At 45.8% G+C, this 15,607-nt stretch carries 11 protein-coding genes; 6 read left to right on the top strand and 5 right to left on the bottom strand.

The annotated features are described in order from the left end of the window. Nucleotides 1-70: 70 nt before the first annotated feature. Nucleotides 71-298 (bottom strand): hypothetical protein, encoded by a 228-nt coding sequence (locus Q5691_RS17205; RefSeq protein WP_333214439.1) that lies wholly within the window; start codon nucleotides 296-298, stop codon nucleotides 71-73. Nucleotides 299-626: 328 nt separating this feature from the next. Between Q5691_RS17205 and Q5691_RS17200 the strand changes: the two genes are divergently transcribed. Together Q5691_RS17200 and Q5691_RS17195 are read left to right on the top strand one after the other, a co-directional pair. Continuing rightward, a complete protein-coding gene (locus Q5691_RS17200) occupies nucleotides 627-2,558 on the top strand; it encodes an ATP-binding protein (RefSeq protein WP_333345835.1) in 1,932 nt (643 codons plus the stop codon). 253 nt (nucleotides 2,559-2,811) lie between these two features. Further along, nucleotides 2,812-3,342, top strand: coding sequence for a hypothetical protein (locus tag Q5691_RS17195; RefSeq protein ID WP_333214443.1), 531 nt, complete (start codon nucleotides 2,812-2,814; stop codon nucleotides 3,340-3,342). Nucleotides 3,343-3,458: 116 nt separating this feature from the next. On the opposite strand, the gene ilvD is transcribed toward Q5691_RS17195, so the two are convergent. After that, entirely contained in the window at nucleotides 3,459-5,144 is a 1,686-nt protein-coding gene (ilvD, locus tag Q5691_RS17190) for a dihydroxy-acid dehydratase (protein ID WP_333312072.1), read from the bottom strand. A 433-nt stretch (nucleotides 5,145-5,577) separates the two neighbouring features. Between ilvD and Q5691_RS17185 the strand changes: the two genes are divergently transcribed. Both Q5691_RS17185 and Q5691_RS17180 read left to right on the top strand, forming a co-directional pair. Next, entirely contained in the window at nucleotides 5,578-6,420 is an 843-nt protein-coding gene (locus Q5691_RS17185; protein WP_333214465.1) for a pentapeptide repeat-containing protein, read from the top strand. A 101-nt stretch (nucleotides 6,421-6,521) separates the two neighbouring features. After that, nucleotides 6,522-7,385, top strand: a complete 864-nt coding sequence (locus Q5691_RS17180) for a sulfite exporter TauE/SafE family protein (RefSeq protein ID WP_333345832.1) — start codon at nucleotides 6,522-6,524, stop codon at nucleotides 7,383-7,385. Nucleotides 7,386-7,563: 178 nt separating this feature from the next. On the opposite strand, the gene Q5691_RS17175 is transcribed toward Q5691_RS17180, so the two are convergent. Continuing rightward, a complete protein-coding gene (locus Q5691_RS17175; RefSeq protein WP_333214449.1) occupies nucleotides 7,564-8,361 on the bottom strand; it encodes a hypothetical protein in 798 nt (265 codons plus the stop codon). 367 nt (nucleotides 8,362-8,728) lie between these two features. Here Q5691_RS17175 and Q5691_RS17170 point away from each other — a divergent pair, with 367 nt between their 5' ends. Both Q5691_RS17170 and Q5691_RS17165 read left to right on the top strand, forming a co-directional pair. After that, the gene (locus tag Q5691_RS17170) at nucleotides 8,729-9,055 is read left to right on the top strand and encodes a hypothetical protein (protein WP_333312074.1); all 327 of its coding nucleotides are present in this window, start codon (nucleotides 8,729-8,731) and stop codon (nucleotides 9,053-9,055) included. A gap of 59 nt (nucleotides 9,056-9,114) precedes the next feature. Beyond that, nucleotides 9,115-9,654 carry a GIY-YIG nuclease family protein gene (locus Q5691_RS17165; RefSeq protein WP_333305819.1) on the top strand — a complete coding sequence of 180 codons (540 nt, stop codon included), beginning with the start codon at nucleotides 9,115-9,117 and terminating at the stop codon, nucleotides 9,652-9,654. A gap of 322 nt (nucleotides 9,655-9,976) precedes the next feature. Here the strand turns inward: Q5691_RS17165 and Q5691_RS17160 are convergent, their stop codons facing one another. Further along, complete coding sequence (locus Q5691_RS17160; RefSeq protein ID WP_333312075.1) at nucleotides 9,977-11,299, bottom strand: response regulator; 1,323 nt, start codon at nucleotides 11,297-11,299, stop codon at nucleotides 9,977-9,979. A gap of 105 nt (nucleotides 11,300-11,404) precedes the next feature. After that, complete coding sequence (locus tag Q5691_RS17155; RefSeq protein WP_333345829.1) at nucleotides 11,405-15,532, bottom strand: ATP-binding protein; 4,128 nt, start codon at nucleotides 15,530-15,532, stop codon at nucleotides 11,405-11,407. Between the last annotated feature and the right edge of the window lie 75 nt (nucleotides 15,533-15,607).

The raw sequence follows: 15,607 nt of genomic DNA, 5'->3' as shown, positions 1-15,607 counted from the left end.
GGGGAGTGGCAAATAAAAGGGTTATGCTTTGATTTTTACATTACGCCGATCGTCATCAGTCATTGCAAATCTAAAATCTAAAATCTAAAATGGCGAAGCGCCCGTTAGCGTTAGCGAAGCGATCCGAAGGAAAGCCCGTCCCTACGGGGGCTACGCCAACGAAGGGTATCGTACTGTGCGAGCCCGCCAATCGCGATTCTGCTTGTCCAGCAGGCGCGGTTTGCGGAGTTTGAGCGCCAGCGGGACGGACAAGTGCGATCGCGCTCTTGCTGCAATTGTAGCTTGCACGATAACTCACCTACAGTTTATCGCCCGCCGCAACTGCAGGCTGGTTTATTTGCATTTACCTACTTATTTATTCGGTGATTTATTCGATCGCGAGTCGAGCCATACTTTTTTATTAAGAATAAAATATCGCATGAAGTATCCAGAAACCCTATTTCTTAAGGTAAGTGCCTCCTGGAAGCTCCAAAAGCGGAAACGAAAAACCGGGTTTCTTAGGCAACGTAAGAGCATCTTAATTTACAAAAATTATCACATAAAACATCAATGCGGTACTCTCAAATTAGCCGCGAGTTAAGTTAGACTGAATTGTCAGTGCGTGAATTATTCACAGGTTAGCATCTATGCAGCTCAAACATCTAAATCAGCCTTCACAAGAACTCTCTACCTCTTGCGAGCATCACATCAAAGAGAGCCAGCCAGTCAAGCCCAATTATTTCGCTCACATAGCCCATTCCTTGGGCAACCTCAGTATTCGCGACAAAATCAGCATTGGGTACGCACTGGCTCTTTGTGTTGCGATTGGAGGAACGACTATCGGGATGTTGGTGGGAACTCATTACTATCGCAGAACTAACAATCAAGTACACATCGATCGAGAAACTCAGCTTTTAAATAAGTTACAGGTGGCTTTACTGCGAACTAAAAATAGCCAAGAATGGCTTATTTACGGGCTAGAACAGCCCAAAATTTTTGACAACAAATACGAACAACTACAAAACAATATTTACAACTTGAAGGTGTTATTATCTGAAGTCAAGAACTCTAAATACATGGAAGACATAGAAGGTATAGAAAAATTTAAAAAAACTTGCGATTCGCTATTGTCTAATTATCTTGCTCGAATAGAAAGAGTTAATAAAAAAATCATTGTATTGCCAAATAACCCCGCTAAACAACTTGTAAAACGTAAGTTGCTGTCGAATTTAGATCGAGATAAAATAGGGTTGGAACTAGATAGGGCGGTCAATGATATAGCAGAAATTATCGATCGCGCCCAAGAGCAAGAAGATGCAGGGCGGGAGGATCTGCTGCGAGCCCAGACGCTGCGGGTGCAAATAATTTTGGGTAGCATGGCACTGTCAATCATCGTTGCAGCAGTGCTGGCGGGCTTCACCAGTCGGGCGATCGCCAAACCCCTCGCTGCTGTAACTAAAATCGCTCAGCGAGTGACTGAAGAATCTAATTTTCAGTTGCAAGTACCAGTTACCAGCACCGATGAAGTAGGAGTATTAGCAACTTCGCTGAATCAACTGATTCAGAAAGTAAATCAGTTGCTCAAAGAATTGAAATCTGAACAAGAAAGCCAGATACTTCAAAATGAGAAAATGGCAACTTTGGGGCGGATGTTAGCCGGTGTTGCTCACGAAGTTAACAACCCAATCAATTTTATCTATGCCAATATCGCTCCTGCAAGAAATTATGTTGAAGATATTTTAGACTTGCTCAAAACTTACGAAACAGAAATTGCCAACCCCCCTGCAGCAGTGCTGGCGAAAGGCGAAGAAATAGACATCGATTTTCTCAAAGAAGATTTGATAAAAATATTTGACTCAATGCAAGTAGGCGCTGAAAGAGCCAAAGCTATTATCTTAAGTTTGAAAGATTTTTCTCGCCTCGATGAGGCAGCCCCTCATCCCGTCGATTTGCACGCCTGCATAGACAGCAGTTTGCTGATTCTCAACAGCCGCATCAAACAGGGCATTGAAGTGGTGCGAAATTACGGGAATATTCCGACTGTGGAAGGCTATATGGGTTTGCTTTACCAGGTATTTGTGAACCTTATCAACAATGCACTAGATGCTGTGGAAGAGAAAGCAAAAAGTGAGAAGTCCAGCTCAGCCGAGGCGAAAAAACAATCGGCTTCGGAGTCAAGCAAACAGGAAGCACCGAGTTTTTCGCCGAGGATTGTGATTACTACAGAATACTTGGACGACGACTCAGTGCTAGTGCGAATTTCTGATAACGGTACGGGAATAGCACCAGAGAGCCAAGAAAAAATGTTTGAAACATTCTTTACTACTAAACCGAGAGGTGTAGGTACGGGTTTGGGATTGGCAATTGGTCGCGAAATTATCGTTAAAAAACACGGGGGGACAATTAACTTTTGGTCTGAGGTGGGAACGGGGACGGAATTTTCGATAGCCCTGCCGATTAAGCATGAGGATTTAAGGCAAAATACGCTCTTACAACCTCCAGTTGCTCGTGAATATAATTCCCTCGGCAACGAGAACGTGCCAACCAAGCCCAAAAAAAGAGGAGCTGTAAAAACTTAAAAATTATTCGTTTTAATCCATGTTTCAAAAAAGAATGCAACTGCAAGCACGCTCCGCAATCTGATGTCAGAATTCATTCCCCATCTAAAATCTAAAATCTAAAATCTAAAATGGTATGAGATTGCTTACTAACTGGCTGTCGCTACCCCATTAAATGAGTGACAATACCCAAATCACAACTATTTTTAGTAATCATGAAAAACAGGAGTTGCTATAATTTAAAGTTGAGAAACAACTGTACGGAGGGAAAATTATGGGACTATTTGACCAAATTTTGAGCGCGATCGACAATCCCAACCAACAAGCAAGCCCCAATCAGTTGGGCAACATTCTCGGTGCGGTAGAGCAGTTGAGCGGCAACCAGGGCGTCAATGCGGGTACGACTCAGTTGGCGATGTCGGTTTTGGGCGGATACGTGCGATCGGCATTACAAGACGTGCGATCGCAGTCAGGAGACGCACAAGCTCAACAACTTGTCAACCAATTTAGCGGCACAAATCCCAACCCCCAAGCGGTACAGAGTTTGTTCGGAGCCGGCCAACTCACGCAAATAGTGACCGATATCGCCCAAAGAACCGGTTTGAATAACGCCACAGTGCAGGCGATGATACCTGTTTTGGTGCCGCTCATACTGAATTTGCTACAAACCGGCGGCAACGCCCAAAATCCAGCCCAGGGCGGAAATCCCGTTTTAAATACGTTTTTAGATGCAGATGGAGACGGCGACGTAGATATTACTGACGCCATGTCGATGGCAGGCCGCTTTTTGAATCAGCGCCCTTAATTTGGAATGTTTTAACCGCAGATATCAGCGGATGGACACAGATGAACGCAGATAAAATCCTATCTGCGTTCATCTGCGTTTATCTGGCTTCATCGGCGGTTAAAAAAATTCCTACTTTAACCCAAACCCAAATCAGTCACAGCACCAACACTGCTAGAAGAAACCAACTTAGCGTATTTAGCTAAAACGCCCTTAGTATAGCGAGGTTTAGGAGGCTGCCAAAGAGCGCGCCGCTGCTCCAATTCTGCATCAGAAACATTGAGCTGCAACAAGCGATTGTTAGCATCAATTGTAATCGAATCACCCTCTTTTACTAGAGCAATTGTCCCGCCAACTTGCGCTTCTGGTGCAACGTGACCGACCACCATGCCGTAAGTTCCGCCAGAGAAGCGGCCGTCAGTAATTAACCCTACAGAATCGCCCAAACCGGCGCCAATAATTGCCGAAGTTGGTGCTAACATTTCGCGCATTCCCGGCCCGCCTTTGGGCCCTTCGTAGCGGATGATAATCACATCTCCGGCTTGAATTTTGCCGGCTAAAATTGCATCCAAACAATTTTCTTCAGATTCAAATACCCGCGCCGGGCCGGTAATTTGCGGTTTCTTAACGCCAGTAATTTTAGCAACGGCTCCTTCGGTTGCCAGATTTCCCCTGAGAATTGCTAAATGCCCTTGGGCGTACATCGGGTTGTTCCAAGGGCGGATGACATCTTGGTCGGTGCGGGGTTCGGCTGGAATATCCGCTAACACTTCAGCAATAGTTTGACCGGTAATTGTCAGGGCGTCTCCGTGCAGTAAACCCTTTTCTAGCAGCATTTTCATTACTTGAGGAATGCCGCCAGCTTTGTGCAAATCGGTTGCTACATATTTGCCGCTGGGTTTGAGGTCGCACAGCACTGGTACTTTCGCTCTAATAGTTTCAAAATCATCGAGGGACAACTCCACTCCGATGGCATTGGAAATGGCCAATAAATGCAGCACAGCGTTGGTTGAACCGCCGACTGCCATGATTACCGCGATCGCATTTTCAAAGGCCTTGCGAGTCAAAATTTGGCTCGGTAACAACTGTTTGCGGACAGCTTCCACCAACACTTTTGCAGATTTGGCAGCGCTGTCAGCTTTTTCGGCATCCTCAGCAGCCATTGTCGAAGAATAAGGCAAACTCATGCCCATCACTTCAAAAGCGCTCGACATGGTATTTGCTGTGAACATTCCGCCGCAGGAACCCGCCCCCGGACAAGCATTCTGTTCCACTGCGTTGAGTTCTGTTTCGTCAATTTTGCCCGCGCTGAATTGACCTACTGCTTCAAAAGCGCTGACAACGGTTAAATCCTTTCCGTTGTGGTGTCCCGGTTTGATCGTGCCACCGTAGACAAAAATAGCAGGAATGTTCATGCGGGCGATCGCAATCATCGCCCCCGGCATATTTTTATCGCAGCCACCGACAGCCAGCACACCGTCCATACTTTGGCCGTTGCAAACAGTTTCGATGGAATCAGCAATCACATCTCTCGACACCAGAGAATATTTCATCCCTTCTGTTCCCATCGAGATCCCGTCGCTGATAGTAATCGTACCGAACATCTGTGGCATGGCGCCGGCTTCTTTTGCACCCGCAATAGCCCGCAAAGCGAGCTCGTTCAATCCCATATTGCAGGGCGTAATCGTGCTATACCCGTTGGCAATCCCCACAATCGGCTTAGTGAAATCGCCGTCGCCAAAACCGACTGCCCGCAGCATTGCTCGGTTGGGCGCGCGCTGCACGCCCCCAGTCACAGCTTGGCTTCTCAAATTTTCAGGCATTTTAAGATTTCCTTTCTCTGTTGATAGTTGACAGTTGAGAGTTGACAGTTGACAACTGGCAGTTGACAGTTGACAGTTGTCAACTGCCAGCTCGCCCAAAAACGAATACAAGTTTCCGATAATCGTCGTGGTGAGCCCATAATTTTAGACCAAAGTTCCGGCTCCCAGATGAATCTGTGGAGCAAATCTAAAATCTAAAATCTCAAATCGACTGACTCAGTGCCGAGCGCCGAGAGTTTTACCCTATTGTTGATTTTCTCAGAAGCTTTGATATTTGTCAGACCTTTTAGGAGGCAGTGGCACAGCAGTGCCGGGAAAGCAATGCAAAGATTCTACAGATACTACAGCGTGCAGAGTGAATACCGTAGTTATCTGGGATGATGTGGTAACACCCATCACTCTAACGTTTAAAAAAAATTGCGAGGCGAATGACATGGAGGCCGATCGAATTCTGAGGCAATATGCGGCCGGAGAAAGAAATTTTCGAGAAATTAACCTCGCCGGGGCCGACTTAAAAGGGGTAAACCTCAGCGAGGCTAACTTTACCAGAGCGAATTTCCAAGACGCAAACCTCAAAGGCGCTAACCTAACGGGAGCGAACTTGCGCGAGGTGAAATTGGCAGGGGTGGACTTGACGGAAGCCAACCTCAGCGAAGCAAATCTCATCGGTACCGATTTGAGCCGTGCCAATCTCACCGGGGCTAACCTGATGGGAGCCAACCTGCGCGGCTCAATGGCCAGAGAAGTCAACATGACGAAGGCTAATTTGACCGAAGCTAATTTGACCGAAGCCAACTTTACTGAAGCGAATTTGTTTGCGGCAAACCTAACCGACGCTAGCATGATTCGCATTAATTTGATGAAGGCAAATTTGAGTTGGTCAACTCTCAAAGCGGTAAACCTGACAAATGCCATTCTCAGCGAGTCGCTTTTAGAAAGAGCTAACCTGAATCAGGCAATTCTTAGCGGGGCGATGCTGAGCGGGGCCAACCTGACTGGTGCAGACTTGCGCCAAGTAACGATGATTGGAGCTAATCTCACCGAAGCTAATCTGAGCAATGCTAATTTGAGAGTTGCTAATGTGAGTTGGTCAACGCTGGCAAGAGCTAATTTGAGCGGTGCTAATTTGTACCGGGCAAAGCTGTGCTGGTCTAATTTTAGCGGGGCTATTTTGGTGGAAGCGGTTTTGATTGATGCTAATCTCAATCGAACTAACTTCCGCGATGCAGACTTGAGGCGGGCAATTATGCCCGATGGCACGACTAATGATTCTTAAAATTTGACTGTTAACTGTTGACTAATGACTAATGACTAATGACTAATGACTAATGACTAATGACTAATGACTAATGGCTAATGACTAATGACTAATGACTAATGACTATCACTGAATTATTGATGTTGGGTGCGGCGGGAATTTTTGCCGGAATTCTAGCTGGATTTTTGGGTATCGGCGGCGGTACCGTGCTCGTGCCTTTGTTGGTGGCTCTCAATTACGCTCCCGTGGAAGCGGTTGCTACTAGCGGTTTGTCGATCGTGATTACAGCTATTTCTGGCAGCATCCAGAATTGGCGCATGGGCTACCTCAACTTGAGTCAAGTCGCAGGCATCGGATTTCCCGCCGTCATTACAGCACAAATCGGTGCTTATTTGGCGGGGATATTTCCGCCTTACTTGCTGTTACTTACTTTTGGGTTGTTGCTGTGGTTGAATATTTATTTGATTGAAGTTCGCAAGCACCTGACAGCTAAGAAGCAAGCGGAACTAGAACAAGGGGAACTAAGAGGACAAGCGGGACAAGGAGAAAATGCTCAATTACCAATTACCAATCACGAATTACCCCATAATTCAAATATTTTATTCCATCCAACTTTTGCTAAAATTGCCACCGGCAGTGCGGCGGGTTTATTAGCGGGTTTGTTTGGCGTTGGCGGCGGCGTAATTATGGTTCCCCTGCAAATTTTGCTGTTAGGAGAAAGCATTAAAACCGCAATTCAAACCAGCTTGGGCGTCATCGTCATCACGGCAATTTCGGCGACGGCGGGACACGCGGCGCGCGGGAATGTTTTGTGGGTTGTGGGGTTAATTCTGGGGGGTGGCGGTTTGTTGGGCGCGCAGGTGAGCACGCGGTTTTTGCCGAGATTGCCCGATCGTATTGTTAGTTTAGCTTTTCGATCGCTCTTGGCAGTGTTATCGATTTATGTTTTCTGGCAAGCTTGGGAAAAATTTAGTAACGGCTAATGGGTAATTGGTAAGGGGTAATTGATAATTGGTAATTGAGGCAGAGCCTCCGGGTATGTATTCCCAGGCTCTGCCTGGGAACAAGGTTAAGGCTACAATGACAGTTGACAGTTGACTACTGACAGTTGACAGTTGACAGTTGACTACTGACTACTGACTAATGACTACTGACTAATGACTACTGACTCAGTTTCTTCACGGCGCGAGTCAGACGCTGCAAATAAGGCTTGACAATTTCTTGATTTTGTCTCTGCAATTCGGAAACTTGCTGCTGCAAATGCTGAATCTCGGTTTGCAACATCCCTGTGTCTATTGTGGGTCGATCGAGCAAGTCCTGCAATTGCTGGAGAGAACCTTGGATTGTATCCAAGTCTACTTCGTTCGATCGCTCCTGTAACTGAGCCGTAATAGTTTTAACTTCAGTTAACTGTTCACCCATCAATAAAAATCGGACGTTGACATTTTCCCAATCATGCTCTCTGAGGGCGCTATTTTCCAAAATGCGGAGTTTTTGCTGCAAATCGGACAGTTGCGTGTGGAAATCCTGAGAATCTGCCGGCAGCGCCTGGGCTTGGCGTTCGAGGGAGGCTACGGCAGCTTGTACCTCGGCGATGACGCCGGATTCCAAGCCCTGGAGTTTCTGCCGCAAGTCGGAGACAGCAGTGTAGAGTTCCGCAGGTTCTCCAGGTAGTATCTGAACTTGCTGCGATCGACGTTCTACTGCGGCCTGTACGTCCGTAATCGCAGAATTTGCCTTTTGTTGCATTTGTTGCTCGAAACGCTGGCGATTGGCGAGATTTATCGAGAGTGCTGCGGTTAAAGGGGCGGCAGCGTAGACAATTTGGCCCGACAATCCTGCAGCAATCGTGCCAATAGCGGAACCAGCAACAGAGGCGTATTCTACCAATTCTAGCCAGTCCGGCTGGTTCGGGGCACTTCTGGAAGCTGGGAATGATGCTTTTTCAATCTTCTGCATAGCCTTTTAGTCGTAGTCGGATAGATGGCGATACCGACATGATAAAAGCGATCGGCAAATAAATCAGGCCTCTTTGTCAAAATTTCCTGATTGTGGTATTTTCATTGACCGAAAGCATCCAGGATACAAGCAGCCGGATTCATCCGTGGAGAAAGAAAAAACCTGTATCCGATGAAACTTGCCCCCAGAATTTATCCGTAGGGTCAATGCTTCAATCCTTTAATCTAAAATCTAAAATCTAAAATCTAAAATCGATTGACCTTCTGCCTTCAAAACGGTCAGTGTCAGGTAAAATTCAAAATAAGTCGATCGCTCAAAACAGTTAACCAATAACCGTTAACCGCCATCTGTCAGGAGTATACAGAAAATGGGTCTTAAGATTATTGAAAGCTACGATAGCAGTTTTGTCCTCGAACCAGAGGCTAAAACTGCACTGTTCGGTTTGTTAACCGGTGAAAGCTTTGTCAAACAAGTAGCGCTACAATTGCAATGCTCGCGCATTGAGTTTGCCGAGTTACTTTTTCAGCCAGTCCCTTACAGCAGCGAGACGCCGAAGGGAATGCCTGCGGAATTTGAAAAGTATCATGAATCGAGCGATTTTGCGATCGTCAACGTCCCCCCTAATTTCATGTTCCAAGCCAAAATATTTAAACCCAGCCGCCTCTGTGCAATTTATCGAGTTTTCAAGAGTTAAGTAAAGGCTGGTTAATCTGTGGTTTAATCTTAGATCTAAAATCTAAAATCTAAAATCGGATGACAGAAGACATTCAATCTCTTGCCAGCTTAGAATTCATTCCATACATAGACTCGGAGGGGAAATTGCCCGATTTTGTCCAGGGAAAAATCGGCGTTTACGCGATTTTTGACAGCGATAAAGTCCTGCAATTTGTCGGCTATTCTCGCGACATTTACCTCAGCCTCAAACAGCATTTGGTACGCCAGACCCAATATTGCTACTGGCTGAAAGTTCAAACTATTGACAAGCCCAGCCGTACAATTCTAGAAAGCATTAGAGAAAGTTGGATTGCCGAAAACGGTTCCCAACCCCAGGGTAACGGTGCCGATGCTGCCAAGTGGAACGATCCCATCGACACCAAAACTGTAATGACTGCCCAAGAAACGGCAAATTATGAAGGTATATTCGCCGATGAAATTGCCAAAGATAAATTGTTGAAAAATGTAGCGCGGCGGGTAGAAAATGAAATTTTCGCGCTGCTGAAAGCTCGGGGCGTAACTGAAGAAATCCGGTTTAATCCTAAGCTGAAAACTAGCGGATTGCTGGATTTAAAGTAAATACGCTCTCTGGTCAATTCCCCACAATCAGCCCGTGTTTGTAATGAGGACTTCTATCAAATCCTGTAGCAAGAGAATGAAACAGTCCTCCCGCTCACCCGGCACTCCGCCAGGGAATGAATTCCACGGGGCTTATAGCAAAAGTCCTCTAAAAGAGGACTAATAAATTATTCAGTCCTCTAAAAGAGGACTTTCGCTTTGAGGCAGGGGTTTCAACCCCTGACGGACTGACAGACTATCGGTTTTACCTTAAACAGATGCTCGCATACAATCTATCTGATATATTCTCTGGATCGGTTAAATTTTAAAATGTTGAAATTTATTAAAATTTAACAGATATCGGAATCTGCAAAATTAACTCGGTTCCTCGGCCCGGAGTAGAAGTACAACTGATTTGACCTCGATGTTTTTCCACTACAATATCGTGACTGATGGCCAACCCTAATCCAGTACCGCGGCCTACAGGCTTCGTAGTAAAAAATGGGTCAAATATCTGGTGGCGTACTTCCTCGCTCATCCCACAACCGTTATCGGCAATGTGAATAACAACGGATTTATAGTTTTGAGTGGCTAATATTGAATCTTGATTGTGCAGCGCAGCTTCTGAGTCAAAACCTATTGAAGTGCTGATGGTAATTTTTCGGGGAGACGATTGATTTTCCAGGGCATCAATAGCATTAGTTAGCAGGTTCATGAACACTTGATTTAACTCACTCGCATAACAGGTGACTCTTGGCAGTTGGCTGTAGTGTTTAATGACCTCTATATCACCAGCTTTGTTTGCTCCCTTCAGCCGATGTTGCAAAATAACTAAAGTATTGTCAATGCCTTCATGAATATCCACTGGCTTGTACTTTTGTTCGCCAAGGCGGGAGAAGTTCCTCAAAGACATCACAATTTCGCTAATTCGAGAAGCACCCTCTGTCATCGAATTCAGCAGTTTTGGATAATCCTCTGCGATGAATTCCGGTTGAATCTCGTCCAATTCGCCGATAATTTCTGCAACGGGGTGGGGGTAGTAATGTCGGTACAATTCGACGAGGCGAAGCAAATCTCGTGCATACTCCGCGGCTAGAGCAATATTGCCGTAGATAAAGCTGACGGGATTGTTGATTTCGTGAGCAATTCCTGCCGCTAGCTGACCTAAAGAAGCCATTTTTTCCTTCTGTATTAACTGAGCTTGAGTTTTCTTTAGTTCAGTTACGCTTTGTTCGAGTTGCTGGGCGTAGGATTGTGTTTGCAGGAATAACTGGCGCTGCACGAGTTGATTTGAGACGCGGGCGAGAACTTCTTGTTCGTGAAACGGTTTTGTGATATAATCTATACCACCAACTTCAAAGGCTTTGACTTTATCTAATACTTCATTCAAAGCACTGATAAAAATAACCGGAATGTCCTTGGTTGTGGGAGCATTTTTCAATGCTTGGCAGACTTGGTAGCCGTCCATACCGGGCATCATGATGTCGAGCAAAATCAAGTCAGGAGGAGTTAACTCGATCGACCGCAGCGCTAGTTTGCCGTCGGGTGCGGTGCGTGTTTTGTACCCTTGCTGCGAGAGTATTTGAGCTAAAAGTTGCAAATTAGCCGGAATATCATCAACAATTAAAATATTCCCTTTTAAGACGGGAGTTGGTTCGTAATTCATATCTAGTTTGGTAAAATAACCTTTATAGGTTTGTAGTGAGTACGATCGCCCGATCGCGTTTTATGAGGACGATGGTACTCATTACAAACCTATCTCATATCCTGATTATTTTGGTTCGGGATGGATGAGAGCTAGTATTTGATTGAACTGAAACTCGTTAGCCAAGGCGGCTAAAGCGCTAGCTAAAGCGTCATTACGATCGCGAATTTGCTCAATGTGGATCAGAATTAACTCTAAATCGCACTCAATTGTGGCTTTCTCTAAAGCTGCCAGCCAATCTGCGGGTAAAGCTGCCAGACTCTCTGGAGTCGGAGCCTCAATTTGAGTTAACTCGGGAACACTCTCCGGTTCACCGTAAATGTAACGCACTCCCAGATGTTTGTGCAGGGTGGCAAAAATTTCTGTATCTCGAAAGGGTTTGTGGATAAAGTCATCGCAATCATCTGATACAGTAACGGTTGGCGCTTCCTCGCCGTTACTGGCACTCACGGCAATAATTGCCGTAGCTTGACCTTTAACGGTGGCTTTAATGCGTTTGGTCGCTTCATGTCCATCCATCACGGGCATCCACATATCCATAAAAATTAAGTGTGGCTCAAAACTCGACCACATTTCAATAGCTTCCATGCCGTTGCTGGCTTCTTCGAGTTCAAAGTCAAAGACAGCGAGGAGTTTAATCAGCAATTGGCGGTTGTCTAATTGATCGTCCACAATCAAAATACGATAGCGTGGCTGGTTGCGTTCCAGGGCTATCACCCGACGCGGTGGCTGTACGGGTTGAGTCGCCGGGGCATCAACGGCGCTGATGGGAATATCAAACGCGAAGGTGGTGCCGCGTCCTACTTCACTGCGTACAGTAATCAGGCCGCCCATCAGCTTGATAAACTGTTGGCTGATAGCGAGTCCCAAGCCTGTTCCTTGCTGAGATTTGGTTCCTGTTTTGGTTTGCACAAAGGCTTGAAAAAGCTGATCTAACTCATCAGCAGCTATGCCGGAACCCGTGTCTTCTATTTCAAAATGTAATTGGTAATTACTGATTGGTAGTTGCTGATTTTCACGGTCTATAAATGCACTTACTCTTAACCTAATTACTCCGTATTTTGTAAATTTAAGGGCATTAGAAAGCAGATTAATTAAAACTTGACGTAACTTCATTTGATCTGTTTGCACGTATTCGGGAGTTTCGCTAGAGCAGTCAAATATTAACTGCAATTGTTGCTCCCTTGCCTGGAGTTGAAACATCTCTTCCAAATCGTTCAGCAGGCTGCTTAATTTAAAATCAGTTGGGTTGATTGTAATGCGTCCCGCCTCTATTTTTGCTAAATCTAATATTTGATTGATCAGAGCTAGCAAGTGCTCTCCGCTGCGGTTGATGATGCGGATATTTTCCTGTTGTTCGCGAGTCAGGTTGGTAGAGCGCTGCATCAATTGGGAGAATCCCAGAATTGCGTTTAGCGGGGTGCGGAGTTCGTGGCTCATATTTGCCAGGAAAGTGCTTTTGGCAAGGTTGGCAGCTTCTGCGGCCCAGGCAGCTTGTTGAAGCTGTACTGCTTGCTGTTGAGTGGCTTCTAGCAATTGAGCTTGTTGTAAGGCGACTCCCAATTGAGTGCTAATTTGCAGCCCAATATTGATTTCTGCTTCGCGCCAAGTGCGGGGTACAGAATTTTGATAGCTGGCGAGCAAACCCCAAAGTTGACTGCCACAAAATATGGGGAAAATAACGTAGGCTCTAGCTTGAAATTGTTTTAAAAGTTCTAGGTAACAAGGACTCAACCCAGCGCTGTATATGTCTTCAATGATGCGGTAAGGGACGCCTCTAGCATACATACCACCTTGATTTCTTTGTAGATAGGTATCCAGCACTGGTTCACCGGAGGCTTGCATAGTTTTCACGGTACAGCGAGAGTCTTCGACGAGAGTGTTTGGCACATTACCATCGTCAGGTTGCATCAGAGATATCCAGCCGGCAGCCATTGATTCGGCAACAAATTGCCCACTCCAATCAGGATTAAAGCGATAGATACCGACACGATCGCATTTTAGGGTTTGTCGCAGTTCAGATGTTGTGGTTTTGAATATTGTGTCAATATCTAAGGATTGACGGATGCGATCGATGCTGCGGGCGATGGCTTGTTCTCCCTGGGCGCTTTCTCGCAAAGCTGACTCGGCTTGTTTGCGATCGCTAATATCTAAGACAGTGCCGAACAAACGGATCAACTGCCCTTTTTCATCATAAACAGGTTTCCCTCGGACTTCAATATAACTGAGCGAGCCATCTCTTCGGATCAGCCGCAGATCAATTTCAAAGCTTTGTCCCTTCATCGCTTGATCGCGCACCATTGTCAGATAGCGCGATCGATCTTCGGGATGAAAACGCTCGATTAATTGTTCGGTTGGCAGCGGTTTTTGAGTAGGATCGATCTCATAAATGCGATAGAGTTCTTGACTCCAAGTGGTTGTTGCTGTGGCGATATCGTGTTCCCAACTGCCAATACGGGCAATTTTTTGGGCTTCCAGCAGTCGGGATTCGGCTAACTGGCGATCGCTAATGTCGCGCGCTACCCAAACCGCAGAGCTATCCGACAGCGGCGAAATTTTAGCAGCAAACCAAACTTCTTGGTTATTAATAGGCAGACTGTAATCAAAACTAATAGTTTGTTGGGTTTCCAATGCTTGTCGAACTTGAGCAAAATAAATCTCCTCCCTTGGCTCATGAAAAAATTGTTCGATGATGGAGTCGATCTGATTCGTCTGATAGTTGTATTGAAAAATTCCCTTGGTGGGTATAATTTGGATAGTTTCTTCTTGAACATCAAAAATCAATACAATATCTGTAATCGACTCAAATATTTTCACAACTTGCTCAGTAGAAGTGGAAAGTTTTTGTTCGAGCAATTTGCGCTCGGCAATTTCATATTGTAATAGTTCGTTGGCACGAGCTAAGGCGCAGGTACGTTCGACCACTTCGGTTTCTAAAGTGCGACTATAGTCAGTTAAGATTTTTTCAGCTTGTTTGCGCTGTGCGATGTTATAAAAAGCATTGATGGCATAAATAATGTTTCCGCCTTCGTCAAAAATTGGTGTGGCGCGCACCTCAAAAGGAATAAATTTCCCATCTCGATGAAGTTCTACATCTTCAAGGAATACTGTTTCGCCACGCAGTGCTCGGAATGCGGGCAGCTCTTCAGTGGGATAAAGCTGGTTTTGGCGGTAGATTTGATAAACTTCTACTGCTTCTTCTAAAGTCGAATCGGGGATAGTTTCTACGCCGAGCCAATGCTTGGCAGTTTGGTTAAAGTACACGACTTTACCGGAGGCATCGTGGATAGATACTCCCCCAGGTATGGCTTCGATAAATTGCTGGAGTTGGCTCTGTCTGTGCGTTAAAGCTTCATTTAAAGATTTTTGGTCTGCAAAAGCCTGTTGCAGTTGCGCTGCCATAAAATTGAAGGAATTGGCGAGATCTCCGACTTCATCCCAGCGTTTAATTTCTAAAGGTTGATCCCATTTTCCTGTGGCAACATTTTTGGCGGCGGTATTCAAACGCATAATTGGCTTTGTTACCCAACGGGAAGTCAAAAATCCGATCGCGATTGCCAGCGGCAGTGTACCGATCAATAACCACAATGTATGGCGCGTATTTGCTTGAATTGGAGCCATGAAATCAGACTCTGGCACCACCACCACAATCAACCAATCCAAGCCACGGAAATCTCGATAGGGAGTGACACGGACAAACTGCCTATCGCCCTTGTTCGCCAAGGTAAATCGCTGGGTTGTTTGCAGTGCGCGGAAGTTGCCAAATCGGTTGGCAAGTTGTCGAGCAATATCTCGCGTGCGGGCATCCTTGCTGTTGGTGGCTAGCAATGGCGTCGATTGCTTTGTTGTTGGCGTCACCAAGGGTGTTTCTAGTGTGGATGTGGCAATCAGATTGCCCGATCGATCCATAATAAAAGTTTGTCCTGAAGCCGAGAATTGCAGCCTAGGCAGAAAGGTATTGATTGCCGAGAGTCCATTATTATCAGTGAGGCGATCGCTAATTCGCTCTCCTACTTGTTCGATTAGCTGATGCGCTACATCCTCAACTGATTCCTGACTACTTTTGAAAGAAAGATAGCCCACTAGCCCAACAACACTTACCGTTTGCAAAACTAACGGAACAATCAGAACCGTTCGTAGCGGAAGCTTGCTGAAAAATTTGGCGGTTAGGCGGTTGAGCGGATAAATGGGCATGGGTGTGAACCAATTGCGCTGATAATCGTATTTTAACTGCTGGAGCGTGCCTTTCCCTCCAATTGGTGCGCCCTA

The sequence above is a fragment of the Microcoleus sp. w1-18aA5 genome (genome assembly GCF_036701705.1).
GTDB lineage: Bacteria > Cyanobacteriota > Cyanobacteriia > Cyanobacteriales > Microcoleaceae > Microcoleus.
The sequence above is the reverse complement of the archived record's forward strand: the minus strand, read 5'-3'. Positions and strand labels throughout refer to the sequence as shown.

Bases quoted from the DNA above. Each gene is read 5' to 3' on its own strand.
- Q5691_RS17200 (WP_333345835.1), top strand. From the start codon at position 627: ATGCAGCTCAAACATCTAAATCAGCCTTCACAAGAACTCTCTACCTCT.
- Q5691_RS17195 (WP_333214443.1), top strand. From the start codon at position 2,812: ATGGGACTATTTGACCAAATTTTGAGCGCGATCGACAATCCCAACCAA.
- ilvD (WP_333312072.1), bottom strand. From the start codon at position 5,144: ATGCCTGAAAATTTGAGAAGCCAAGCTGTGACTGGGGGCGTGCAGCGC.
- Q5691_RS17185 (WP_333214465.1), top strand. From the start codon at position 5,578: ATGGAGGCCGATCGAATTCTGAGGCAATATGCGGCCGGAGAAAGAAAT.
- Q5691_RS17180 (WP_333345832.1), top strand. From the start codon at position 6,522: ATGACTATCACTGAATTATTGATGTTGGGTGCGGCGGGAATTTTTGCC.
- Q5691_RS17175 (WP_333214449.1), bottom strand. From the start codon at position 8,361: ATGCAGAAGATTGAAAAAGCATCATTCCCAGCTTCCAGAAGTGCCCCG.
- Q5691_RS17170 (WP_333312074.1), top strand. From the start codon at position 8,729: ATGGGTCTTAAGATTATTGAAAGCTACGATAGCAGTTTTGTCCTCGAA.
- Q5691_RS17165 (WP_333305819.1), top strand. From the start codon at position 9,115: ATGACAGAAGACATTCAATCTCTTGCCAGCTTAGAATTCATTCCATAC.
- Q5691_RS17160 (WP_333312075.1), bottom strand. From the start codon at position 11,299: ATGAATTACGAACCAACTCCCGTCTTAAAAGGGAATATTTTAATTGTT.
- Q5691_RS17155 (WP_333345829.1), bottom strand. From the start codon at position 15,532: ATGCCCATTTATCCGCTCAACCGCCTAACCGCCAAATTTTTCAGCAAG.